General features: G+C 51.9%; 20 protein-coding genes. 13 read left to right on the top strand and 7 right to left on the bottom strand.

The genetic code is table 11. The features are described from left to right. Positions 1-124: 124 nt before the first annotated feature. The 8 genes from ftsB to rpoS all read left to right on the top strand — a co-directional run bounded on the left by ftsB (position 125) and on the right by rpoS (position 6414). Positions 125-436, top strand: a complete 312-nt coding sequence (gene ftsB, locus OGY13_RS20570) for a cell division protein FtsB (protein WP_003034163.1) — start codon at positions 125-127, stop codon at positions 434-436. 18 nt (positions 437-454) lie between these two features. Next, positions 455-1150 (top strand): 2-C-methyl-D-erythritol 4-phosphate cytidylyltransferase, encoded by a 696-nt coding sequence (gene ispD / locus OGY13_RS20565; RefSeq protein ID WP_195995334.1) that lies wholly within the window; start codon positions 455-457, stop codon positions 1148-1150. A gap of 54 nt (positions 1151-1204) precedes the next feature. Next, complete coding sequence (gene ispF / locus OGY13_RS20560) at positions 1205-1684, top strand: 2-C-methyl-D-erythritol 2,4-cyclodiphosphate synthase (RefSeq protein WP_003034167.1); 480 nt, start codon at positions 1205-1207, stop codon at positions 1682-1684. Then, complete coding sequence (truD, locus tag OGY13_RS20555; RefSeq protein WP_213752686.1) at positions 1681-2730, top strand: tRNA pseudouridine(13) synthase TruD; 1050 nt, start codon at positions 1681-1683, stop codon at positions 2728-2730. The genes ispF and truD overlap by 4 nt, the downstream gene beginning before the upstream one ends. After that, positions 2711-3472, top strand: a complete 762-nt coding sequence (gene surE, locus OGY13_RS20550) for a 5'/3'-nucleotidase SurE (protein ID WP_213752685.1) — start codon at positions 2711-2713, stop codon at positions 3470-3472. Before truD ends, surE begins: the two co-directional genes overlap by 20 nt. Then, a complete protein-coding gene (locus OGY13_RS20545) occupies positions 3466-4092 on the top strand; it encodes a protein-L-isoaspartate(D-aspartate) O-methyltransferase (protein WP_003034172.1) in 627 nt (208 codons plus the stop codon). Before surE ends, OGY13_RS20545 begins: the two co-directional genes overlap by 7 nt. Before the next feature lie 184 nt (positions 4093-4276). After that, positions 4277-5359: a murein hydrolase activator NlpD gene (gene nlpD / locus OGY13_RS20540; protein WP_250153140.1), complete on the top strand. Its 1083-nt coding sequence runs from the start codon at positions 4277-4279 to the stop codon at positions 5357-5359. A gap of 62 nt (positions 5360-5421) precedes the next feature. Continuing rightward, complete coding sequence (gene rpoS / locus OGY13_RS20535) at positions 5422-6414, top strand: RNA polymerase sigma factor RpoS (RefSeq protein ID WP_000081498.1); 993 nt, start codon at positions 5422-5424, stop codon at positions 6412-6414. A 141-nt stretch (positions 6415-6555) separates the two neighbouring features. Here rpoS and OGY13_RS20530 read toward each other — a convergent pair whose 3' ends face one another. Then, complete coding sequence (locus tag OGY13_RS20530; protein ID WP_020996296.1) at positions 6556-6960, bottom strand: MarR family winged helix-turn-helix transcriptional regulator; 405 nt, start codon at positions 6958-6960, stop codon at positions 6556-6558. Positions 6961-7120: 160 nt separating this feature from the next. Here OGY13_RS20530 and OGY13_RS20525 point away from each other — a divergent pair, with 160 nt between their 5' ends. The 3 genes from OGY13_RS20525 to OGY13_RS20515 are packed head-to-tail and all read left to right on the top strand — an operon-like array spanning position 7121 to position 9388. After that, entirely contained in the window at positions 7121-7714 is a 594-nt protein-coding gene (locus tag OGY13_RS20525) for a non-oxidative hydroxyarylic acid decarboxylases subunit B (protein WP_048215657.1), read from the top strand. Beyond that, positions 7714-9141 carry a non-oxidative hydroxyarylic acid decarboxylases subunit C gene (locus OGY13_RS20520; RefSeq protein ID WP_213752683.1) on the top strand — a complete coding sequence of 476 codons (1428 nt, stop codon included), beginning with the start codon at positions 7714-7716 and terminating at the stop codon, positions 9139-9141. Before OGY13_RS20525 ends, OGY13_RS20520 begins: the two co-directional genes overlap by 1 nt. Before the next feature lie 10 nt (positions 9142-9151). Continuing rightward, complete coding sequence (locus OGY13_RS20515) at positions 9152-9388, top strand: non-oxidative hydroxyarylic acid decarboxylases subunit D (protein ID WP_032944812.1); 237 nt, start codon at positions 9152-9154, stop codon at positions 9386-9388. Between the two features lie 92 nt (positions 9389-9480). On the opposite strand, the gene mutS is transcribed toward OGY13_RS20515, so the two are convergent. From mutS to OGY13_RS20500, 3 genes are all read right to left on the bottom strand, one after another. Further along, positions 9481-12048: a DNA mismatch repair protein MutS gene (gene mutS, locus OGY13_RS20510; protein ID WP_079934207.1), complete on the bottom strand. Its 2568-nt coding sequence runs from the start codon at positions 12046-12048 to the stop codon at positions 9481-9483. A gap of 206 nt (positions 12049-12254) precedes the next feature. After that, positions 12255-12767 (bottom strand): YqeJ family protein, encoded by a 513-nt coding sequence (locus OGY13_RS20505; protein ID WP_003825820.1) that lies wholly within the window; start codon positions 12765-12767, stop codon positions 12255-12257. Beyond that, positions 12767-13552: a winged helix-turn-helix domain-containing protein gene (locus tag OGY13_RS20500; protein WP_128612549.1), complete on the bottom strand. Its 786-nt coding sequence runs from the start codon at positions 13550-13552 to the stop codon at positions 12767-12769. The genes OGY13_RS20505 and OGY13_RS20500 overlap by 1 nt, the downstream gene beginning before the upstream one ends. A 455-nt stretch (positions 13553-14007) precedes the next feature. Here OGY13_RS20500 and OGY13_RS20495 point away from each other — a divergent pair, with 455 nt between their 5' ends. After that, complete coding sequence (locus tag OGY13_RS20495; protein WP_008785664.1) at positions 14008-14613, top strand: helix-turn-helix domain-containing protein; 606 nt, start codon at positions 14008-14010, stop codon at positions 14611-14613. A gap of 41 nt (positions 14614-14654) precedes the next feature. Here OGY13_RS20495 and OGY13_RS20490 read toward each other — a convergent pair whose 3' ends face one another. The 3 genes from OGY13_RS20490 to OGY13_RS20480 form a co-directional block, all read right to left on the bottom strand. Then, on the bottom strand, positions 14655-16028 hold the full coding sequence (locus OGY13_RS20490; RefSeq protein WP_213752682.1) for an HlyD family type I secretion periplasmic adaptor subunit: 1374 nt from the start codon (positions 16026-16028) through the stop codon (positions 14655-14657). Continuing rightward, positions 16015-18207 (bottom strand): type I secretion system permease/ATPase, encoded by a 2193-nt coding sequence (locus tag OGY13_RS20485; RefSeq protein WP_250153139.1) that lies wholly within the window; start codon positions 18205-18207, stop codon positions 16015-16017. Before OGY13_RS20485 ends, OGY13_RS20490 begins: the two co-directional genes overlap by 14 nt. 89 nt (positions 18208-18296) lie before the next feature. Beyond that, positions 18297-19640: a TolC family outer membrane protein gene (locus OGY13_RS20480; protein WP_057068072.1), complete on the bottom strand. Its 1344-nt coding sequence runs from the start codon at positions 19638-19640 to the stop codon at positions 18297-18299. A gap of 332 nt (positions 19641-19972) precedes the next feature. Between OGY13_RS20480 and OGY13_RS20475 the strand changes: the two genes are divergently transcribed. Continuing rightward, positions 19973-21993 (top strand): retention module-containing protein (locus OGY13_RS20475; RefSeq protein ID WP_286593466.1); only part of this gene is annotated, 2021 nt, incomplete at its 3' end.

Here is a 21993-nt window from a genome sequence, read left to right as displayed (position 1 = left end):
TGGGGTATACGTAACAACGGGCAAATGTGGTACATTTGCGCGCGTTGTCGCGGCATTCCCGTCCGTTGATGTAAAGTTGTCAGCGGAGTTTATGGGATGTTGATGCCGTTTTTCAGGGGGCAGGATGGGTAAACTTACGTTGCTGTTGCTGGCTTTATTAGTCTGGCTACAGTATTCGCTGTGGTTCGGTAAGAACGGCATACATGACTATAGTCGCGTCAACGATGATGTTGCGGCGCAGCAAGCTACAAACGCGAAACTGAAAGCGCGTAACGATCAGCTTTTTGCCGAAATTGACGATCTCAATGGCGGGCAAGAGGCTATCGAAGAGCGCGCGCGTAACGAACTCAGTATGACTAAGCCAGGCGAAACCTTTTATCGTCTGGTGCCTGACGCGTCTAAACGCGCTCAGACTGCAGGGCAAAACAATCGATAAACCGTCCAGGGATTTAACATGGCAGCCACTTTAATGGACGTTTGCGCCGTGGTGCCGGCTGCCGGGTTTGGCCGCCGAATGCAAACAGAGTGTCCTAAGCAGTACCTCTCTATTGGCAATAAAACCATTCTCGAACACTCGGTTGATGCGCTGCTGGCTCATCCCCGGGTGACGCGAGTCGTCATCGCTATTAGCCCAGGCGACAGTCGCTTTGTCCAACTTCCACTCGCAGCGCACCCGCAAATTACCGTGGTGGATGGTGGCAACGAGCGTGCCGATTCTGTCCTTGCTGGTTTGCAAGCCGCAGGTGAGGCCAGTTGGGTACTGGTGCATGATGCCGCGCGTCCGTGCCTGCATCAGGAAGATTTATCTCGTTTGCTGGCAATAAGTGAAACCAGCCGAATCGGTGGGATCCTTGCCGCGCCGGTGCGCGACACGATGAAACGCGCGGAGCCGGGCCGAACAGACATCGCCCATACGGTCGATCGCACCGATTTATGGCATGCGTTGACGCCGCAGTTTTTCCCTCGCGAGCTGTTGCATGACTGTCTGACCCGTGCGCTAAACGAAGGCGCAACCATTACGGACGAAGCCTCGGCGCTTGAATATTGCGGTTTTCATCCGCTGCTGGTCGAAGGACGCGCTGACAACATCAAAGTCACCCGCCCGGAAGACCTGGCGCTGGCGGAATTTTATCTGACCCGAACTATCTAGATACATCATTCTTCAGGCTGCCTGGAGATGTTGTGTATATCAGGAGAAGGCATAATGCGAATTGGACACGGTTTCGACGTACACGCTTTTGGCGGAGTTGGCCCAATTATCATTGGTGGTGTGCGCATCCCGTATGAAAAAGGATTGCTGGCGCATTCTGATGGCGACGTGGCGTTACACGCGTTAACCGATGCACTGCTGGGCGCGGCTGCGCTGGGGGATATCGGTAAACTCTTCCCGGACACCGACCCGGCCTTTAAAGGTGCAGATAGTCGTGAATTATTGCGAGAAGCCTGGCGGCGTATTCAGGCCAAAGGCTATACGCTTGGTAATGTGGATGTGACGATTATTGCTCAGGCGCCGAAGATGCTGCCGCACATTCCGCAAATGCGTGTGTTTATTGCCGAAGATCTCGGCTGCCATATGGATGATGTTAACGTGAAAGCGACCACCACGGAAAAACTCGGTTTTACCGGGCGTGGGGAAGGGATTGCCTGTGAAGCGGTGGCGTTACTCATTAAGGCAACGAAATGACTGCGTTTGAAGATCTGACGTATCTCCATGGCAAACCACAAGGCCATGGCGTTCTGAAAGCGAATCCGGAAGACTTTGTCGTCGTCGAAGATTTAGGCTTCGAACCGGATGGCGAAGGTGAGCACATTTTGGTGCGTATCCTGAAAAACGGCTGTAATACCCGTTTTGTGGCTGACGCGCTGGCGAAGTTCCTGAAAATTCACGCCCGTGAAGTGAGCTTTGCTGGCCAGAAAGACAAGCATGCAGTCACTGAACAGTGGCTGTGCGCGCGCGTGCCGGGCAATGCAATGCCTGATTTAAGCAAATTTGAACTCGAAGGCTGTAAAGTGCTGGAGTACGCGCGCCACAAGCGTAAGCTGCGTTTAGGGGCGCTGAAAGGTAACGAATTTACGCTGGTGCTGCGTGAAGTGAGCCAGCGAAATGACGTTGAAGCGCGTTTGCAGGCGATTAGCGAGCGCGGCGTACCGAACTATTTTGGTGCTCAGCGTTTTGGTGTTGGCGGCAGCAACCTGCAAGGGGCGCTGCGTTGGGCGCAAAGCGATGCGCCGGTGCGCGATCGCAATAAGCGCAGTTTTTGGTTGTCGGCGGCCCGTAGCGCGTTGTTTAATCAGATAGTCAGTGAACGCTTGAAAAAAACAGACTTTAATCAAGTTGTTGACGGCGATGCGCTACAATTGTCGGGACGCGGAAGCTGGTTTGTCGCCACATTGGAAGAACAAACTGAATTACAGCGTCGCGTCGATGATAAAGAATTGATGGTAACAGCGGCATTACCGGGCAGCGGTGAGTGGGGAACTCAGCGCGACGCGCTGGCGTTTGAAGAAGCCGCTATTGCTGATGAAACCGCGCTGCAATCGCTGTTGTTGCGCGAGAAAGTCGACGCATCGCGTCGTGCTATGTTGCTGTATCCACAACAATTAAGCTGGAACTGGTGGGATGACGTAACCGTTGAGTTACGTTTCTGGCTACCGGCAGGTAGCTTCGCCACCAGTGTTGTAAGGGAACTTATTAACACAATGGGTGATTATGCGTATATTGCTGAGTAACGATGATGGGGTCCACGCACCCGGTATACAAACGTTGGCGAAAGCGCTGCGTGAGTTTGCTGACGTACAGGTGGTTGCCCCGGATCGTAACCGCAGTGGCGCGTCTAACTCGCTGACGCTGGAATCCTCACTTCGCACGTTCACCTATGAAAACGGTGATATCGCCGTACAAATGGGTACACCTACCGATTGCGTCTATCTGGGCGTGAACGCATTAATGCGTCCGCGTCCGGACATTGTCGTGTCTGGTATTAACGCAGGTCCTAATCTGGGCGATGATGTTATCTATTCCGGTACCGTTGCGGCGGCGATGGAAGGTCGTCACCTGGGCTTTCCTGCGCTGGCGGTCTCACTTGATGGGCATAAACACTACGATACTGCTGCCGCAGTAACTTGCCGTATCTTACGGGCGCTGAGTCGCGAACCGCTGCGCACCGGGCGAATTTTGAATATCAACGTGCCGGATTTACCGCTGGATCAGATTAAAGGTATCCGCGTCACCCGCTGCGGTAGTCGCCATCCTGCGGATCAGGTGATCCCACAGCAGGATCCGCGCGGTAATACGCTGTACTGGATCGGGCCGCCGGGCGAAAAGTGCGACGCCGGACCGGATACAGATTTTGCCGCCGTCGATGAAGGCTATGTTTCCATTACGCCGCTGCATGTCGATTTAACCGCCTACGGCGCGCATGAAGTTGTTTCTGACTGGTTAGGCAGCGTGGGAGCCGACACGCAATGGTAAGCAGACGCGTACACACTCTTCTTGAACAATTACGTGCGCAGGGCATCAGAGATGAGCTTGTTCTCGATGCACTTGCCGCCGTGCCGCGTGAAAAATTCATTGATGAGGCGTTTGAACATAAGGCCTGGGACAATATTGCTCTGCCGATTGGTCAGGGGCAGACGATTTCGCAGCCCTATATGGTTGCGCGGATGACCGAGCTGCTTGAGTTAACGCCGCAGTCCCGGGTGCTGGAAATTGGTACCGGCTCTGGCTACCAAACGGCGATTCTGGCGCACCTGGTGCATCATGTGTGCTCTGTTGAGCGCATTAAAGGTTTGCAGTGGCAGGCGCGTCGTCGACTTAAACAGCTTGATTTACATAATGTTTCTACCCGTCATGGTGATGGATGGCAGGGCTGGCAAGCGCGAGCCCCGTTTGACGCTATCATTGTTACGGCAGCGCCGCCTGAGATCCCAACTGCGCTAATGATGCAGTTGGATGAAGGCGGCATTCTCGTCTTACCCGTGGGCGACGAGCATCAGTTTCTGAAACGGGTGCGTCGTCGGGGAGGCGAATTTATTATCGATACCGTGGAGGCCGTACGTTTCGTTCCCTTAGTAAAAGGGGAGCTTGCGTAGATACAGGCTCTGAATACCTGGAGTTTTCCTGGATATTCTGGAATTAGTAAGCGTATCGTGGTCACGTTTCCAGTGCCCAGTCCGATGCCTTGCACGGTGATTACGTCACTGGTTTTAACCAAATTTTCCTGGGGGATAAATGAGCGCGGGAAGCCACAAATTTACCGTCCGCCGCATTGCGGCATTGTCACTGGTTTCATTATGGCTGGCAGGTTGTTCAAATACCTCGAATCCACCTGCACCGGTCAGTTCCGTTGATGGCGGTGCATCAACGAACACCAATTCCGGCATGCTGATTACGCCTCCACCAAAAATGGGCTCGACGTCGACAGTACAGCAAACGCCACAGATCCAGCCGGTGCAGCGTCCGACCACACAGTCAACACAGATCCAGCCTGTTGCGGAACAGCCTGTGCAGATGGAAAACGGTCGTATTGTGTACAACCGTAAGTATGGGAACATTCCGAAAGGTAGCTATACGGGCGGCAGTACCTATACTGTTAAGAAAGGCGATACCCTTTTCTATATCGCCTGGATTACCGGGAACGATTTCCGTGATCTCGCACAACGCAATAACGTTCCGGCCCCGTATGGTCTGAATGTCGGTCAAACTCTGCAAGTGGGCAACGCGTCGGGTACACCGATTACTGGTGGTAATGCTATTACCCAGGCGGATGCAGCACAGCAAGGAGTTGTGACCAACACTGCACAAAATTCCACCGTTGCTGTTGCTTCGAAACCAACAATTACGTATTCTGAGGATTCAGGTGAACAAAGTGCTAATAAAATGTTGCCGAACAACAAGCCTGCTGGGACCGTTGTCACAGCGCCTGTAACGGCTCCAGCAGTTAGCGCAACCGAATCAACTGCAAGCTCAACGTCAACCAGCTCGCCAATCTCTACCTGGCGCTGGCCGACTGACGGCAAAGTAATCGAAAACTTCGCGGCTACTGAAGGTGGCAATAAAGGGATCGATATTGCAGGCAGTAAAGGACAGGCTATTGTCGCGACCGCAGATGGACGCGTCGTATATGCCGGTAACGCACTGCGCGGTTACGGTAATCTTATTATCATCAAACACAACGATGATTACCTGAGTGCCTACGCCCATAACGATACAATGCTGGTCCGGGAACAACAAGAAATCAAGGCGGGGCAGAAAATAGCTACCATGGGTAGCACCGGAACCAGTTCAACACGCTTGCATTTTGAAATTCGTTACAAGGGGAAATCCGTAAACCCGCTGCGCTATTTACCGCAGCGATAATTCGGCGGAACCAGGCTTTCACGTGCTAGTTCCGTTAGGGATCACGGGTAGGAGCCACCTTTATGAGTCAGAATACGCTGAAAGTTCATGATTTAAATGAAGATGCGGAATTTGATGAGAACGGAGTAGAGGCTTTTGATGAAAAAGCCTTGAGTGAAGAGGAACCCAGTGATAACGACCTGGCTGAAGAAGAGCTGTTATCGCAGGGGGCCACACAGCGTGTGTTGGACGCGACTCAGCTTTACCTTGGTGAGATTGGTTATTCACCACTGTTAACAGCCGAAGAAGAAGTTTATTTTGCGCGTCGCGCACTGCGTGGGGATGTCGCTTCTCGCCGTCGCATGATTGAAAGTAACCTGCGTCTGGTGGTGAAAATTGCTCGTCGTTATGGCAATCGTGGTCTGGCATTGCTGGACCTGATTGAAGAGGGCAATCTGGGACTGATCCGTGCCGTCGAGAAGTTTGACCCGGAACGCGGGTTCCGCTTCTCAACATACGCAACCTGGTGGATCCGCCAGACGATCGAACGGGCGATTATGAACCAAACCCGTACGATCCGACTGCCGATCCACATTGTAAAAGAGCTGAACGTCTATCTGCGTACCGCGCGTGAGTTGTCGCATAAACTGGACCACGAACCGAGCGCAGAAGAGATTGCTGAACAACTGGATAAACCGGTTGATGACGTCAGCCGTATGCTCCGACTCAACGAGCGTATTACCTCGGTAGACACCCCGCTGGGTGGCGATTCCGAAAAAGCGTTGCTGGATATTCTGGCCGATGAAAAGGAAAACGGTCCGGAAGACACCACGCAAGACGATGATATGAAACAGAGCATCGTCAAATGGCTGTTCGAACTGAACGCCAAACAGCGTGAAGTGCTGGCACGTCGTTTTGGTCTGCTGGGGTACGAAGCTGCGACACTGGAAGATGTGGGCCGTGAAATTGGTCTCACCCGTGAACGGGTTCGCCAGATTCAGGTTGAAGGTCTGCGTCGTCTGCGTGAAATCCTGCAGACTCAGGGACTGAATATCGAAGCGCTTTTCCGCGAGTAAGCACAAGTTCTATCAAGAAAGGCCAGTCTCATTGGGACTGGCCTTTTTCTATGTTTGTTGCCTGATGGCACTGCGTTTATCAGGCCTACGGGGAGCAGGACTTTGTAGGCGGATAAGACATTTATGTCGCCATCCGGCAGATTAGTTCATCATCTTACGCACCAGACGTGTGAACTGCTCACGTTCTTCATCAGATAATCGCCCCAGAAACTCATCATCCACGCTATCGCCTAACGGAGTTGCGCTGGCCAGTAATGCTTCTCCTTGCGCGGTCAAATAAACAAACCGTCGACGCTTATCTGCCGGGTCATGTTCACGCCTGACCAGCTCCCGTTTTTCCATTCGGCTCAGCATTTCTGCAAGGGTTGCCTTGGTACAGACTGCGGCTTCGGTCAGGTCAACCTGCTCAATGCCGGGACGTTCAGCAATGGCGCGCATCACCGCATACTGTGGTTTGGTCAGGTCCGGTAATTCATGTTGCCAGCGGGACGTATGCTGCTGGAAGAGCTGACGTAATAGGTGAAATGCTTTATTTCGTAACGGCATGAGCGCTCCGGAATTCCTGTCAGTCTCTATCATAGCGGGTTACGCATCTTTTTTTAACAATTGCGGCTTTAGCGATCTGTGCGCGATGGCCTTGCCCGAAATGTTATGTGAGAGTATTTTAATTAAAATGTTCGTACACGAACAATAATTGAGAGGCTAAATGAGACTGATCGTCGGAATGACCGGGGCAACCGGCGCTCCCCTTGGTGTGTCGCTATTGCAGGCGCTGCGAGAAATGCCCGAGGTGGAAACCCATCTGGTGCTGTCAAAGTGGGCCAAAACCACTATTGAACTGGAAACGCCGTACAGCGTCCGTGATGTGTCTGCATTGGCCGATTTTTGCCACAACCCGGCGGACCAGGCGGCGACCATCTCCTCTGGATCGTTTCGCACTGACGGCATGATTATTATCCCCTGCAGTATGAAAACGCTGGCCGGTATTCGTGCAGGCTACGCGGAAGGGCTGGTGGGGCGCGCTGCTGATGTGGTGCTGAAAGAAGGGCGCAAGCTGGTTCTGGTTCCGCGTGAAATGCCGCTTAGCACTATTCATCTGGAAAACATGCTCGCGCTTTCCCGCATGGGCGTGGCGATGGTCCCGCCCATGCCCGCGTATTACAACCACCCGCAAACGGTCGATGACATCACTCAGCATATCGTTGCGCGTGTGCTCGATCAGTTTGGTCTGGAACACCCCAACGCCCGTCGCTGGCAGGGTTTACGGCAGGCGCAGAATTTTTCACAGGAGAATGAATAATGGCATTTGATGATTTGCGCAGCTTTTTACAAGCGCTGGACGACCAGGGACAATTGCTGAAAATCAGTGAAGAAGTTAACGCCGAGCCGGATCTGGCTGCGGCAGCCAATGCGACCGGGCGCATTGGTGACGGTGCGCCAGCGCTGTGGTTTGACAATATTCGTGGTTTTACCGATGCCCGCGTGGCGATGAACACTATTGGTTCGTGGCAGAATCACGCCATCTCTTTAGGCCTGCCGCCAAATACCCCAGTGAAAAAACAGATTGATGAGTTTATTCGCCGTTGGGATAAATTTCCGGTTACGCCGGAGCGTCGCGCCAATCCGGCGTGGGCTGAAAACTGTGTTGATGGTGATGAGATCAACCTGTTTGATATTCTGCCGCTGTTTCGCCTGAACGATGGCGACGGCGGTTTCTATCTTGATAAAGCCTGCGTGGTGTCGCGCGATCCGCTGGATCCGGACAACTTTGGCAAACAGAACGTCGGCATTTATCGTATGGAGGTGAAGGGCAAACGCAAGCTTGGCCTGCAGCCGGTGCCGATGCACGATATCGCGCTGCACCTGCATAAAGCCGAAGAGCGCGGTGAAGATCTGCCGATTGCCATCACGCTGGGTAACGATCCGATCATCACCCTGATGGGGGCCACGCCGCTGAAGTACGATCAGTCGGAATACGAAATGGCGGGAGCGCTGCGTGAAAGTCCGTATCCGATCGCTACCGCGCCGCTCACCGGCTTTGACGTGCCATGGGGTTCAGAAGTGATCCTCGAAGGGGTAATTGAAAGCCGTAAGCGTGAAATCGAAGGGCCGTTTGGCGAGTTTACCGGGCACTATTCCGGTGGACGTAATATGACGGTCGTGCGTATCAATAAAGTCTCTTATCGTACCAAACCGATTTTTGAATCGCTGTATTTGGGGATGCCGTGGACGGAGATTGACTACCTGATGGGGCCGGCAACCTGCGTACCGTTGTATCAACAGTTGAAAGCCGAATTCCCGGAAGTGCAGGCGGTGAATGCCATGTATACCCACGGTTTGCTGGCAATTATCTCCACCAAAAAACGCTACGGCGGCTTTGCCCGCGCGGTGGGGCTGCGCGCAATGACGACGCCGCATGGCCTGGGTTACGTGAAAATGGTGATTATGGTTGATGAGGATGTTGATCCGTTCAACCTGCCGCAGGTGATGTGGGCGCTGTCTTCGAAGGTCAATCCGGCGGGCGATCTGGTGCAATTGCCGAATATGTCGGTGCTGGAGCTTGATCCGGGTTCCAGTCCGGCGGGGATTACCGACAAGTTAATTATTGATGCGACCACGCCGGTTGCGCCGGATAACCGTGGGCACTACAGCCAGCCGGTAAGTGATTTACCGGAAACGAAAGCCTGGGCAGAAAAACTGACCGCCATGCTGGCCAACCGTAAATAAGGAGTAGCAGATGATTTGTCCACGTTGTGCCGATGAACATATTGAAGTGATGGCAAACTCGCCGGTAAAAGGTGTCTGGACGGTATATCAGTGCCAGCATTGTCTATACACCTGGCGTGATACTGAGCCGCTACGCCGTACCAGCCGCGAGCACTACCCGCAAGCGTTTCGCATGACGCAGAAGGATATTGATGACGCACCGATGGTGCCAAGTATTCCACCGCTGCTGGCAGAAGATAAGCGCTAATCAACTCGCCGGGTGCGGCTTTGCCTTACCCGGCCTACATATAGCGATATTTTGAAGGCCCGATAAGCGTATCACTATCGGGCATTACGGCGTTACACCAGACTCTTCAACCGGTAGATCCACTCCAGTGCCTGGCGAGGCGTTAGCGAATCCGGGTCGAGATTTTCCAGTGCTTCAACGGCGGGCGACGTTTCTTCCGGAGCTGACAGGAGCGACATCTGTGTGCCGTCGACCTGAGTTGCAGCAACATTCGGCGCGATGCTTTCCAGTTCGCGCAGTTTTTGCCGCGCGCGTTTAATAACCTCTTTTGGTACACCAGCCAGGGCAGCTACCGCCAGACCATAGCTCTTGCTCGCCGCACCATCCTGTACGCTGTGCATGAAGGCGATGGTATCGCCGTGCTCTAACGCATCAAGATGCACATTTGCTACGCCTTCCATTTTCTCCGGTAACTGAGTCAGTTCGAAGTAGTGGGTGGCAAACAACGTTAATGCTTTGATTTTATTGGCCAGATTTTCAGCGCACGCCCATGCCAGCGACAGACCGTCGTAGGTGGAGGTGCCGCGTCCAATCTCATCCATCAGCACCAGGCTGTTCTCGGTGGCGTTATGCAGAATGTTGGCGGTTTCGGTCATTTCTACCATGAAGGTGGAACGACCGGAGGCCAGATCATCCGCCGCGCCCACGCGGGTAAAGATGCGGTCGATAGGCCCGATCTCCACTTTCTGCGCCGGAACGTAGCTGCCGATGTAGGCCAGCAACGCAATTAACGCAGTCTGGCGCATATAGGTACTTTTACCCCCCATGTTCGGGCCGGTGATAATCAGCATCCGTCGCTGAGGCGAGAGGTTAAGTGGGTTGGCGATAAACGGCTCGGTCAGCACCTGTTCAACCACCGGATGACGTCCCTCGGTAATACGAATACCAGGCTTGTCGGTGAAGGTCGGGCAGGTGTAATTCAGGGTATAAGCGCGTTCCGCAAGGTTGACCAGTACGTCCAGTTCTGCCAGCGCGCTGGCGCTTTGTTGCAAATCAGCCAGGTGCGGCAGCAGCATGTCGAACAGCTCATCGTACAGCTGTTTTTCCAGCGCCAGCGCTTTACCTTTTGATGTCAGAACTTTGTCTTCGTACTCTTTCAGCTCCGGAATAATGTAGCGTTCGGCATTTTTCAGCGTCTGGCGACGCACATAGTTAATCGGCGCCAGATGACTTTGCCCGCGACTGATCTGAATGTAGTAGCCATGGACGGCGTTAAACCCAACTTTCAGCGTATCCAGACCGGTGCGCTCGCGCTCACGAATTTCCAGTCTGTCCAGATAGTCAGTTGCGCCATCAGCCAGCGCTCGCCACTCGTCCAGTTCTTCGTTATAGCCGGGGGCGATGACGCCACCGTCGCGAACCAGCACAGGTGGAGCTTCCACTACGGCACGTTCCAGCAGTTCACGCAGGTCAGCAAACTCACCCATTTTCTCGCGCAGCATCTGCACGGGGGCACTGTCTATGCTTTCCAGTTGTGCGCGCAGTTCTGGTAATTGCTGGAAGGCATGACGCATACGGGCCAGATCGCGCGGGCGCGCGGTACGCAGGGCCAGACGAGCAAGGATACGTTCCAGATCGCCGACCTGACGCAGCACGGGTTGCAATTCACCGGTGGAATCCTGTAGCGCGCCGATGGTCTGTTGGCGCTCAGTGAGGACTTTGGTGTCACGGACCGGCATATGCAGCCAGCGTTTGAGCATACGGCTGCCCATCGGCGTCACGGTGCAGTCGAGTACTGAAGCCAGCGTGTTTTCAACACCGCCCGCCAGGTTCTGGGTAATTTCCAGATTGCGGCGCGTGGCGGCATCCATAATGATGCTGTCCTGCTGACGTTCCATGGTGATGGAACGAATATGCGGCAGCGAGGTACGCTGGGTATCTTTTACGTATTGCAGCAGGCAGCCTGCCGCGCATAATCCACGCGGGGCGTTTTCTACGCCAAAGCCAATCAGATCCCGCGTGCCAAACTGCAGGTTTAGCTGCTGGCGAGCGGTATCGATTTCAAATTCCCATAGCGGACGACGACGTAATCCGCGACGTCCCTCAATCAGTGAAGTTTCAGCGAAATCTTCGGCATACAACAGTTCAGCGGGATTGGTGCGCTGCAATTCTGCGGCCATGGTCTCGCGGTCGGCGGGTTCGCTAACACGAAAACGCCCGGAGCTGATATCCAGCGTGGCGTAACCATAACCTTTACTGTCCTGCCAGATAGCGGCCAGCAGGTTGTCCTGGCGTTCCTGTAACAGCGCTTCATCACTGATGGTGCCTGGCGTGACGATACGCACCACTTTGCGCTCGACCGGACCTTTGCTGGTCGCCGGATCGCCAATCTGCTCACAAATAGCGACGGACTCACCCTGGTTGACCAGCTTGGCGAGGTAGTTTTCTACCGCATGGTGAGGAATGCCCGCCATCGGGATTGGCTCGCCCGCAGACGCGCCGCGTTTGGTCAGGGAGATATCAAGCAACTGAGACGCACGTTTCGCATCGTCATAAAACAGTTCGTAAAAGTCGCCCATGCGGTAAAACAACAGTATTTCCGGATGCTGGGCTTTCAGCTTGAGATATTGCTGCATCATTGGGGTGTGGTTCGTGAAGTCCGTATCAAGTGACTCTTTCATATCGCTTTTGCTCTTTTTTTAATCTTTTTGGGTACCAGGGGAGTCTCATGTGAGCCCCTGGAAACTCACATAAACCCACAAATTTGTCATTCGAAAGCCGCCTGATGGGCAGTAACGACGAGCGTTGGCTCGACCTGAATGGTCTATCTTATCACCGACAACGACTGAGATTCATCCGTAGGTTTTGCCGCCAGAACGCTTATTGATTATTCATTTTCCGGCAAAGCATAATTCTGGCAGTACAGATAGGGGATCCCCTCTTTGGTAATCAGGTATGTCGCGCTGTTCAGTGCAAAAAAATCGACGTTGGATACGCTGGTGTTGGTCAGGAAAAAATCGGGGAGGAGTTCCTGAATAAGGCTGGCGGGAGCCGTTTCTCGATTGGAAATTTGGATTTTCTGTGAAATCCAAACCGGGCTTGAGCCGTAGCTGGATTGTGTAAAAAGTACCATGCGTTGCACGGTTTGCTCATTATTTTCGGCATCTTTGATAATACCATCAATATTCACAATACCTTTACTGCCCCCGGTTTTAATATCAATAATCCCTCGGAACGAGCTTGTATTGCGTACAATTTCGATGGCAGAGCGGCAGGTGAGATCATGTAACTCGCCATTGTTCTTACTGTACCGATAGACGACAGTAAGAATAAGCGCAGCAAAACAAAGCAGCAGGATAATACCTGTCTGGATGCGGGACGTTCGGGGATATAAGTTCATTAGCTATCATACCGTGGGTAATATACCGACTGACAGGCATTTTCTTGCCTGGCTTTTATCGGTGAGCGACACACCAGTACGGACAGTTTCTTAGACTCAGGATAGGTCGTGATATAGATAAATTTATGGCTCTGACACAGTCCTGGGTTTTTGTCGATAAACGCGGTATGCCGGGAGAAATTACTGGCATCGTTATTGAAATAATACTGACAGCCAGTGGGTGCTTTATCCGCAGTGATATAGCCGGAGAAATAATCATCGCTGGCTTGCCACGGATATAATATAAGCACACAAATTATCAGGGTAAGTGCCAACATTACTGTTTCTGCAGCCGTTATCAAAGGTTGACGCGGTGTGTCAGCCAAAAATTCCTCAATGGTGGCATCTGGCGCTAAGGATTCTTCAGCAGAAGCAGAGTTCTCCTCCGGTGTTTCAATGACCTGAATATCAAACTCTTCTTGAATGATCAGCCCTTTGCGGGGGATCGTTGTGATCAGCGGTTGTTCAAGCTCCAGCTGCAGTAAGCTTTTACGCAACGAGAGAATGCTTTGATAAAAGGCGTTGAAACTCACCTGCCGGTGATTTTTACCCCAACCGAATTCCAGTAATTCGTTTTGAGAAACCACTTGCCCGCGATGTTGAATAAGTAATAAAAGACATAGCGACGCTGAGTGTTTGAGTTTTATCCGCTGATTGGGGTGATCTACCCGCGCCAGACATTGTGTGGCTGGCGTAAATATTATTCTATTTTCAATCAGATAACTGACATTGCCAGTCTCAGACATATTGTCTCTACTCTTGATGATGCGTCTGGTGGTTGTTTAGTCATGATACCACTGAGCCTATAAAGACCACCAGCATGGACCTGATTCCACAGCGAGAACCGCTAAGTGTTGCAAATTGGTATCATGATATAACAAGAATGATAACTTTTTAATGAAAATAAAACCCATTAAAATCAATTGATTGTGTCTTTTTAGCTACTTTGTAAAGAACAGAAAGATGAAAAAATGTCGACAAAGATGATTGCCATTAATTCTTTATGGACAGCGCCATATACTGCATGGCACCACCACGCGAAAACAGCATGAACCTTAACGCGTCAATGGCACCAGGGAATGCCGGTGGTAGATGTAGATGGGAATAAATGTCAGCTTGTTTGCGAGCTGACATTTATTTTTAGTGCCGAGTAAATTTAACCATCTTTTTGACTAAGCCATAATTTGCGGTAGAGAGTCCCATGTTCCAGAAAGAAATTGAAAATGCTGTAGTGCTCGTTGGCGATGAAATGAAGAAGTCGGATAATGCCTGGCTGTCGTTACGTAAAAAACGTCAGCGTATTGATTTGAAGACCGATGGACAAATCTTATTTCTGGAGAAAGGGACTGTCTCTGTTTATCGTGTGGAAAACGATTTAGTCACCGTGAGTATTTCTGCACCTGCTATTCTCGGCCTGCCACAAATGCGGACGGAAGTGGCTGGCCACTATTTGCGTTGTGATACCGATTGTGAAATGTGGGCGATGAGCGTCCAAAATGCCGATCACCTGTTTACGACCAAAAACTTATGGAAGCAGGCGTTTGATATCTTAACGCATCATCTTCAACGTTATTTTCAGCGTGAGGCGTTGCAGTCGCACCGCACTATACGTGAGCAGATTATTGAACACGTGAAATATATCTGGTCGATGGAACCAGAGGTTCGCGAGAAAACATCCGTGTATACTTTTATTTTGACCCGTAACCATATTTCACGTAGTGCCATCCATAAGGTGTTACAGGAGCTGGTTAATGACGGGAAAATCACCCTGAATCGTGGAAAGCTCTCTTTTTGCACGCCGTTATAAATTCATGCGCTCCCCGGCAAAATGTAAGGGAGCGCAACCGATCAACGTTCTCTGAGTGCTTCCGCGCGTGCGCGAATAATCGGTTTTAACAGGTAGCTCAGAATCGTTTTCTTGCCGGTGAGAATATCGACGCTCGCCACCATGCCGGGAATGATCAGCATCGGATGCTCTTTTGTTCCCAGGTAATTTTTGTCCGTCTGCAAACGCACAATATAAAAGCTTCGCCCCTGCTTATCGGTAACGGTGTCCGGGCTTATCTGCACTACTTCGCCTTGCAGACCACCATAGATGGTGTAATCGTAAGCGGTAAATTTCACCATCGCATGTTGACCCGGATGGAGGAAGGCGATATCGCGCGGCTGGATTTTGGCTTCGATTAACAGTTTGTCATCCAGCGGAACGATTTCCACCAGATCGCTGCCCGGTTGAATGACGCCGCCGATAGTATTCACCATCACCTGCTGGACGATACCCCGCACCGGTGAGGTGACCATGGTACGGTTCACCCGATCCTCCAGTGCTTTAACGCTTGCCTGGGTCTTACTCAGATTGGTGCGAGCTTCATTGAGTTGGGCCAGCGCATCGCTCTGGAAACGGCCACGGCTTTCACCGATTTTATTCTCAATCTCTTTAATTTCTGACGTGGCCTTGGGGAGCGACAGGCTAATAGAATTGAGCTGCCCGGCGGTTTCCACTTCGGTACGACGCAGTCGCAACAGTTCGACTTTTGAAATGGCGCCTGAAGCGAGCAGCGGCTCGGACATTTTGATTTCCTGACGGATTAACCCGAGGCTGTGCTTAAACTGATCCTCCTTTGACTCAAAGTCGCGCAGCTCCTGTTTTTTCTGCACCAGCTGTTCTTCGAGCCCGGAAATTTCGTTGTGAAATTGTTCCCGGCGGCTGTTGTACAGCTCGGTTTCTCCTCGGGCGACATCAGGTGCCTGGCTGGCTATCTCGTGTGAAATCACAAAGTCCCGGTTTTCAACTTCCGCCGTCAGGCGTTCTACCTTGGCGCGCAGACCGAGTTTGTCGGCTTCGGTTTCACCCACGTTGGAGGCGAAACGCGTGTCATCGAGGTGCAGTAGTGGAGTTCCGGCGTTAACGATTTGCCCTTCATGCACGTACAGCTCCGTGACAATTCCCCCTTCCAGGTTCTGGATTTTTTGCAGTTTTGATGAAGGGATCGCTTTGCCTTCACCGCGTGTTACTTCATCAATTTTTGCAAAACCAGCCCAGATGAAGGACAGCACCACCAGCGCGAGGATCACCCACAACGTCAGTCGTATCACTCTTGGGGCGTCATCAATTATGGCCTGACTAACCTCATTAATACTGTCGGTTTGATTTTCATCACGACCGCGATAATAGTGCTGCATATAGCTGCGGGCACGAGTCAGGAGATCAGCGAGACGCATTAATTTGCCCCTTTTTCAACGCATCCATCACTACCCCTTTCGGACCGTCTGCGATGATGCGACCTTTATCAACAATAATCAGACGGTCAACCAGCGACAGCATGGAAGCGCGATGCGTGACCAGTAATAACGTTTTTCCCGCAATACAGGGGGCCAGCGCGTGTTTGATCTTCTCTTCGCTGGTGTTGTCCATCGAACTGGTGGGTTCATCCAGTAGCAGGAGAGGGGGATCAAGCAACAGTGCGCGCGCGAGCGCCACCGCCTGCCGTTGCCCACCGGAAAGCTGGGAGCCGCGTTCGCCTACCTGCAGGTTATAGCCGTCGGGATGCAGGCGTGCGAATTCGTTGACGCCAGCCAGTTCTGCCGCTCGCAGCATGGTTTCGTCATCGACATAGCGCGCTCCGCACAGCAGGTTATCGCGCAGCGTGCCGTTGAATAGCTGGATGTCCTGTGGCACGTAGCCGATGCTGTGGCGCAGATCGTTCACATCCAGTTGACGAGAGTCGATACCATCGATCAGCAGGTTCCCGGCGCTCGGCTGGTATAAATTGACGATTAGTTTACTCAACGAACTTTTACCGGAACCGCTGCGCCCGATAATGCCGATGCGCTCACCGGGCTGAATGGTCAGGTTAATTTTGTGCAGCGACAGGTTTTGTTGCTCCGGGTAGCTGAAATCCACATCGCGAAATTCAATGCTGCCCTGTAACTGTTCACGCTTGAGCGGGTTTTCATCCGCACGGCGCTCCTGCGTCAGCGACATCATTTTCTCAGTGTTTTTGATGGTCAGTTTCGCCTGCTGATAGCGGGCGATAAGGCCAGTGAGCTGACCCAGCGGCATCAAGGCGCGACCATTGAGCATGTAGCAGGCGATCAAGCCACCCATACTCAGTTTGCCGTCGATAATCATGTACACCCCGACGATGATCATCACCACGCCTGAAATTTGCTGGAACCAGCCAGTGAGGTTGCTGGCCAGGCTGGACAAGGTTTTCACCCGCAGTTCGAGACGGCTCAGGCTACCCAGCGTTTGTTCCCACTGGAACTGGCGTTCGCTTTGGGCATTATTCACTTTGATGGCATCCAGACTGCTCAGGGTTTCAATCAGTAGCGCCTGGCGTTCGCTGGCGAGATTCATGGTTTTTGCCACCGCAGCGTTGACCGGCTTTTGTAGTGCCCAACTGCACAATAGGGCAATCGGTAATGTCAGTACCGGGATCCACGCCAGCGCGCCGCCGATAATGCCAATAACAATCAGCAGTAACAGGGTGAAGGGCAAATCGATAATTGTCGTCAAAGTGAGGGATGAGAGGAAATCACGCAGTGACTGAAACTCGTGAATGTTTTGTGCAAAGCTGCCCACGCGCGCCGGGCGCTCTTTCATCTCCATACCGACAATGCGCTCAAACAGGGTTGAAGAGATGATGAGATCGCTTTTCTTACCTGCAATATCAAGGCAGATGCCGCGCAGCATTTTTAAAATCAGATCAAAGACAAAAGCCAGGCAGATGCCGACTGCCAGCACCCATAGTGTGACCGTTGCCTGGTTTGGCACGACGCGGTCATACACATTCATGGTAAAGAGCGGTGTGCCGAGCGCAATCAGGTTGATTAACAGACTGGCCAATACCGCATCCATATACAGAAAACGCGACAGCTTCAGCGTGTCTTTAAACCAGGATTTGGTACGCGGCAGAAAGGCCTCTGCCTGCAAATCGAATTCGTGGCGCGGATGCGCAAAAATGACTTTGCCCGCATAGTTTTGCTCAAGCGTGGCGGCATCAACGCTAATTTCCCCACCTTCGCTTTCGCTGGGCATAAAGCGGGCGCTGCCGTCATCGTTCCATGCCAACAACACCCCGGTTCCCCCTGCGTTCAATAACAAGACAGCAGGCAGAGACATTGCCGGAATTTTATCGAGCGTGCGCGTGACGACTCGCGCCTTTAAACCGGCCCTTGCCGCTGCGCGTGGAAATATATTCAGCGTGAGCCGATCGTTTTCTAATGGCAGGCCACTGCTTAATGTTGAACGACTCGCCGGTTTACCGTGCAGAGAACACAGAATCAGTAAGCTATCTAATAACGGGTCGTCATTATGGCTACGTGGGTCGTGATGTTGAGAATTAGGACGAGCGTAATTCTCAGGGACGTCATTTAATAATTCGGCTTGTGCACTCATTTTCGCAACCATTCTGACCGTGCACGGTTAAATAATAGCAAGCTAATTATAAGCGTGCAGGTCAGAGATTTATTGGGGATTAATAATTATTAATGAAGTTCCGGTAAGCTATTTTCTTCTGCTGAATCTACCGGTTGCCCCGAAGGCGGCGGTGTGATTTTTAGAATATTCATTAATTCCCCGGTGCGTTCGCTAATACGATAGCCACTGGTCATGGCCAGATAACGTAATTCAACAAGACGGCGTTTAGAGGAGAACACTTCATTTTCACTATCGAGTAAATCCAGCAACGTACGTTCGCCAAGACTAAATTGATCCTGATAAGCCGTGCGAACTTTGACGCTGCGGTCGGCATATTCTTCCGCCGAAGGAAGCTGGGCGCGTGCGTTTTGCAGTGCGGTCCAGGCCAGGCGTAGCTCCTGATTCAGCTGGCGCAGTGTGTTATTACGTACATCCTGAGCCTGCTTGTGCAGATAAGCGCGGGAGTTCATGTTGGCTTTGTCGCTGCCGCCCTGGTACAGGTTGTAGTGCAGTTTTACCATCGCTTCCCACTCTTCGGTGTGTGCGCTGGTGGTATCGGTGTTATTGCTAATCCCGCGGGAAAGCTCTACGTCCACACGTGGATAGAAGGTTGATTTCGACGCTTCATACTGCTGGTGCGCAGCTTCGATGTCCGCATTGGCAGACTTCAGTAATGGATTATTTTTTTCCATCCGACTTTTGGCATCTTCCAGCGAGGTTGGCAGCTGAGAGTCAATGCTTTCTGGCTGGCTTAAGCCCTGCGGATCCATGCCCGTCACGCTGACAAAGGTGGTTTTCGCGTCTTCAAGGTTAGTCTGCTCGGTCAGCAGGTTGTTTCGCGCCTGCGCCAGACGCGCTTCGGCCTGCATAAAATCCCCGGAGCGCCCAACGCCCTGATCGGTACGCAGTTTTATCTGGTCGTAAATGCGCTCGTGGTTCGCCAGATCGTCTTCAGCAAGGCGAACAAACTCTTCGCGTTGCAGCACGTCGAAATAGGCCTGAATCACCGCATAAGCGGTGCTTTCACTGGTGTTCATCACACCGTAGGCGCGTGAGTCAACGGTCGCTTTTTGTCGCGCCACTTCGCTGTTGGTCGCAAAGCCGTTAAACACATTCTGCTCGAGGCTGATAGTCGCCTCGTTAGGTGATTGAGTCAGACCGTTATTGCGTCCTGCAGCGCGGGTAGTTGCATCATCAACATTTTTGCGCCCGGCCTCGGCATTTAAATTCAGTGATGGCAAATAGCCACCTTGTGCCGCCCGCAGATCTTGCTCCGAGGAATAACGGCTATTTATTGCAGCATTAACTTCAGGATGATTCGCTAATGCATCTTTAACGGTATTTTGTAAGTCTTCTGCGTTTACTGCATTTATTGAAAAACATGAAAGCAGAAAAACTAAAAACTTCTTCATGACATGAATGCCCTATATCTCACGGTTATGACATCCAGGTGTCGTCGCTATCATCCATTTTTACAAACACGTTATATTAATTAACAAATATGAATTGTCTTAATTGATGACTGTAATCAGCTATTCAGCGACATGTTTTGTCACATCGTGTTTTATTTTTGGTTATTTTTTATTATATTCATTTGCCAGTCAAGTCTCATGTAATTGCATTCTATAAAATGTGTTTTTTTCTACATTGAGATATTAATGTTTACATTAATTGAATGTGATATTTGTTCGTTAATATATTAACGAGTTTATAAAAATAATGATGGTAATTAAGTGAGGTTACGGTGAGCAAATTACTCGGTGTGATCAAAGCAACTATTGGACAGGTTTACGTAGTTGATGCCAATGGTGCACAACGACTGGTTCATGAAGGCGACAGGGTATATAGCGGTGAAGAAATTGTGACCGGTGCCAGCGGCGCGGTAAGTATCTCTTTACCAGACGGAAAAACGCTGGATATAGGCCGTAATAGCCATTGGGGTGAGCACGGGCTACAGGTCAGCCATCATCCGGAAAGTAGTGCTCAGGATATTGCCGCCGCACAAAAGGCCATTGCCGATGGCGCTGACCCGACGCAGGTGCTGGAAGCCACCGCGGCGGGTAATGAAGCACCGGTAACATTAGAAGGTGGCGGCGGGGGGCACACTCTGGTTCAGCTTAAATTGACCGGGCAGGTGGTTGATCCGACAGCAGGTTTTAACACCAAAGGTCTGGGAAGCCCGAACTGGGATATCAATCTGCCGATAGGGGGAGTTACCGCAGGTTCCGCGAGTGTTTTCCCGCCTGAGGTACAAATTACCGAGTTTGCCGGCAACGACGGTTTCATTAACAAAAGCGAATTCCATCAGACCCATTTAAGCGGCACCAGTAATCAAAATCACATCACACTCACTTTCACCGATAGCCAAAAAAACACATTCACCGTTACTGTTCCGGTGAGCAACGGGCACTGGAATATTGATACCGATCTGGGGGGACTGGTCCCGGGAAATGTAACAGTGGTGGCAATAGCCACCGATGTGACGGGACGGACGGCAGAAAGTTTTGATCATGCGCTGATTGATATTACCGGACCACACATCGACATTACCGTTGATAATGTCACGCCGGATAACCTCATTAACTACGAAGAGTCACGTCAGCCGCAAACCCTGATCCACGGGTCGGTCGGCGGCGACACTAAACCCGGCGATATCGTTACTTTATTGGTTGATGGTAAAGAATATACCGGTGTTGTTACCGACCCCGGAAATGGGACTCTGACTTATACCATCCCGGTACTGACCCAGGGGTTACTGCATGACCCGAACATCCACGCCACGTTAACCTCTACTGACGACGCAGGAAATACCACCATTGTTTCCACGGATCATCATGTCGATAACGACCTGTATGCGCAAAATGCCGTGACCATTGAAACGGTGGCGAATGATGATGTCGTCAACGCTAATGAGTTTCGTATGCCGACCATTATTTCTGGCATTGCCAGCGGTGATGCGAAAGCGGGTGATCCGGTCACGTTGACCATTCAGGGCAAAGCGTTTCACGGCACGGTTTTCGACGATCATGGCCAGCTACGCTATGAAATCGTTGTGCCTTCCGCAACCCTCAACGAGGGGGCTAACGATGTGCAGGTGACGCTGGTAAGCCATGACGCGGTAGGCAATGAAGCCACTGCCGTGACGCACCGCACCGTGGTACTGGACACCCAGGCACATAACGCCCTCACGATTGATGATGTCACGACAGATAACACCCTGAATCGTGCTGAGCTGTATATGCGTAACCAGGTGATTTCCGGAATCGTCAGCGGGGAAGACGCGAAAGCGGGCGACCCGGTGCTGGTAGAGATCAATGGCCACCAGTACAACGGTCAGATCATCGATCTCGGCAATAGCACGCTGGGCTATCGTATTGCGGTAAACGCTGCCGATTTTGCCAACAACGTTGCAAAAGTCGATGGTTATATGGACGTGAAGGTAACGGTCACCTCTCACGATGCGGTGGGCAATCTGGCGATTGCCACCGACACCCACAGCGTGCATGTCGACAATTTCGCGAAAAACACGGTATATATCGACACCGTCGCGAACGACAATGTGGTTAACGCCATTGAAAACCGCATGACCGCGCTGATAAGCGGCGTGGCAGGCGGCGATGCCAAAGCGGGGGATACCGTTACCGTCAGTGTACAGGGGCAGAATTTTACCGGGACGGTGGTCGAGGATAACGGCGAACTGCGCTACGAAGTGGCGGTGCCGGTCGGCACGCTGAAGGAAGGTAAAAATGCGGTGGTGGTGACGCT

Origin of the sequence: Citrobacter sp. Cpo045 (assembly GCF_030332875.1) — a bacterium.
Taxonomy (GTDB): Bacteria; Pseudomonadota; Gammaproteobacteria; order Enterobacterales; family Enterobacteriaceae; genus Citrobacter; species Citrobacter portucalensis.
Note: the sequence above shows the minus strand (reverse complement) of the source record. Positions and strands in the feature narration are given on the sequence as shown.

Excerpts from the sequence above, each read along its gene's own strand:
- ftsB (WP_003034163.1), top strand. The coding sequence starts at position 125 with ATGGGTAAACTTACGTTGCTGTTGCTGGCTTTATTAGTCTGGCTACAG.
- ispD (WP_195995334.1), top strand. The coding sequence starts at position 455 with ATGGCAGCCACTTTAATGGACGTTTGCGCCGTGGTGCCGGCTGCCGGG.
- ispF (WP_003034167.1), top strand. The coding sequence starts at position 1,205 with ATGCGAATTGGACACGGTTTCGACGTACACGCTTTTGGCGGAGTTGGC.
- truD (WP_213752686.1), top strand. The coding sequence starts at position 1,681 with ATGACTGCGTTTGAAGATCTGACGTATCTCCATGGCAAACCACAAGGC.
- surE (WP_213752685.1), top strand. The coding sequence starts at position 2,711 with ATGCGTATATTGCTGAGTAACGATGATGGGGTCCACGCACCCGGTATA.
- OGY13_RS20545 (WP_003034172.1), top strand. The coding sequence starts at position 3,466 with ATGGTAAGCAGACGCGTACACACTCTTCTTGAACAATTACGTGCGCAG.
- rpoS (WP_000081498.1), top strand. The coding sequence starts at position 5,422 with ATGAGTCAGAATACGCTGAAAGTTCATGATTTAAATGAAGATGCGGAA.
- OGY13_RS20530 (WP_020996296.1), bottom strand. The coding sequence starts at position 6,960 with ATGCCGTTACGAAATAAAGCATTTCACCTATTACGTCAGCTCTTCCAG.
- OGY13_RS20525 (WP_048215657.1), top strand. The coding sequence starts at position 7,121 with ATGAGACTGATCGTCGGAATGACCGGGGCAACCGGCGCTCCCCTTGGT.
- OGY13_RS20520 (WP_213752683.1), top strand. The coding sequence starts at position 7,714 with ATGGCATTTGATGATTTGCGCAGCTTTTTACAAGCGCTGGACGACCAG.
- OGY13_RS20515 (WP_032944812.1), top strand. The coding sequence starts at position 9,152 with ATGATTTGTCCACGTTGTGCCGATGAACATATTGAAGTGATGGCAAAC.
- mutS (WP_079934207.1), bottom strand. The coding sequence starts at position 12,048 with ATGAAAGAGTCACTTGATACGGACTTCACGAACCACACCCCAATGATG.
- OGY13_RS20505 (WP_003825820.1), bottom strand. The coding sequence starts at position 12,767 with ATGAACTTATATCCCCGAACGTCCCGCATCCAGACAGGTATTATCCTG.
- OGY13_RS20500 (WP_128612549.1), bottom strand. The coding sequence starts at position 13,552 with ATGTCTGAGACTGGCAATGTCAGTTATCTGATTGAAAATAGAATAATA.
- OGY13_RS20495 (WP_008785664.1), top strand. The coding sequence starts at position 14,008 with ATGTTCCAGAAAGAAATTGAAAATGCTGTAGTGCTCGTTGGCGATGAA.
- OGY13_RS20490 (WP_213752682.1), bottom strand. The coding sequence starts at position 16,028 with ATGCGTCTCGCTGATCTCCTGACTCGTGCCCGCAGCTATATGCAGCAC.
- OGY13_RS20485 (WP_250153139.1), bottom strand. The coding sequence starts at position 18,207 with ATGAGTGCACAAGCCGAATTATTAAATGACGTCCCTGAGAATTACGCT.
- OGY13_RS20480 (WP_057068072.1), bottom strand. The coding sequence starts at position 19,640 with ATGAAGAAGTTTTTAGTTTTTCTGCTTTCATGTTTTTCAATAAATGCA.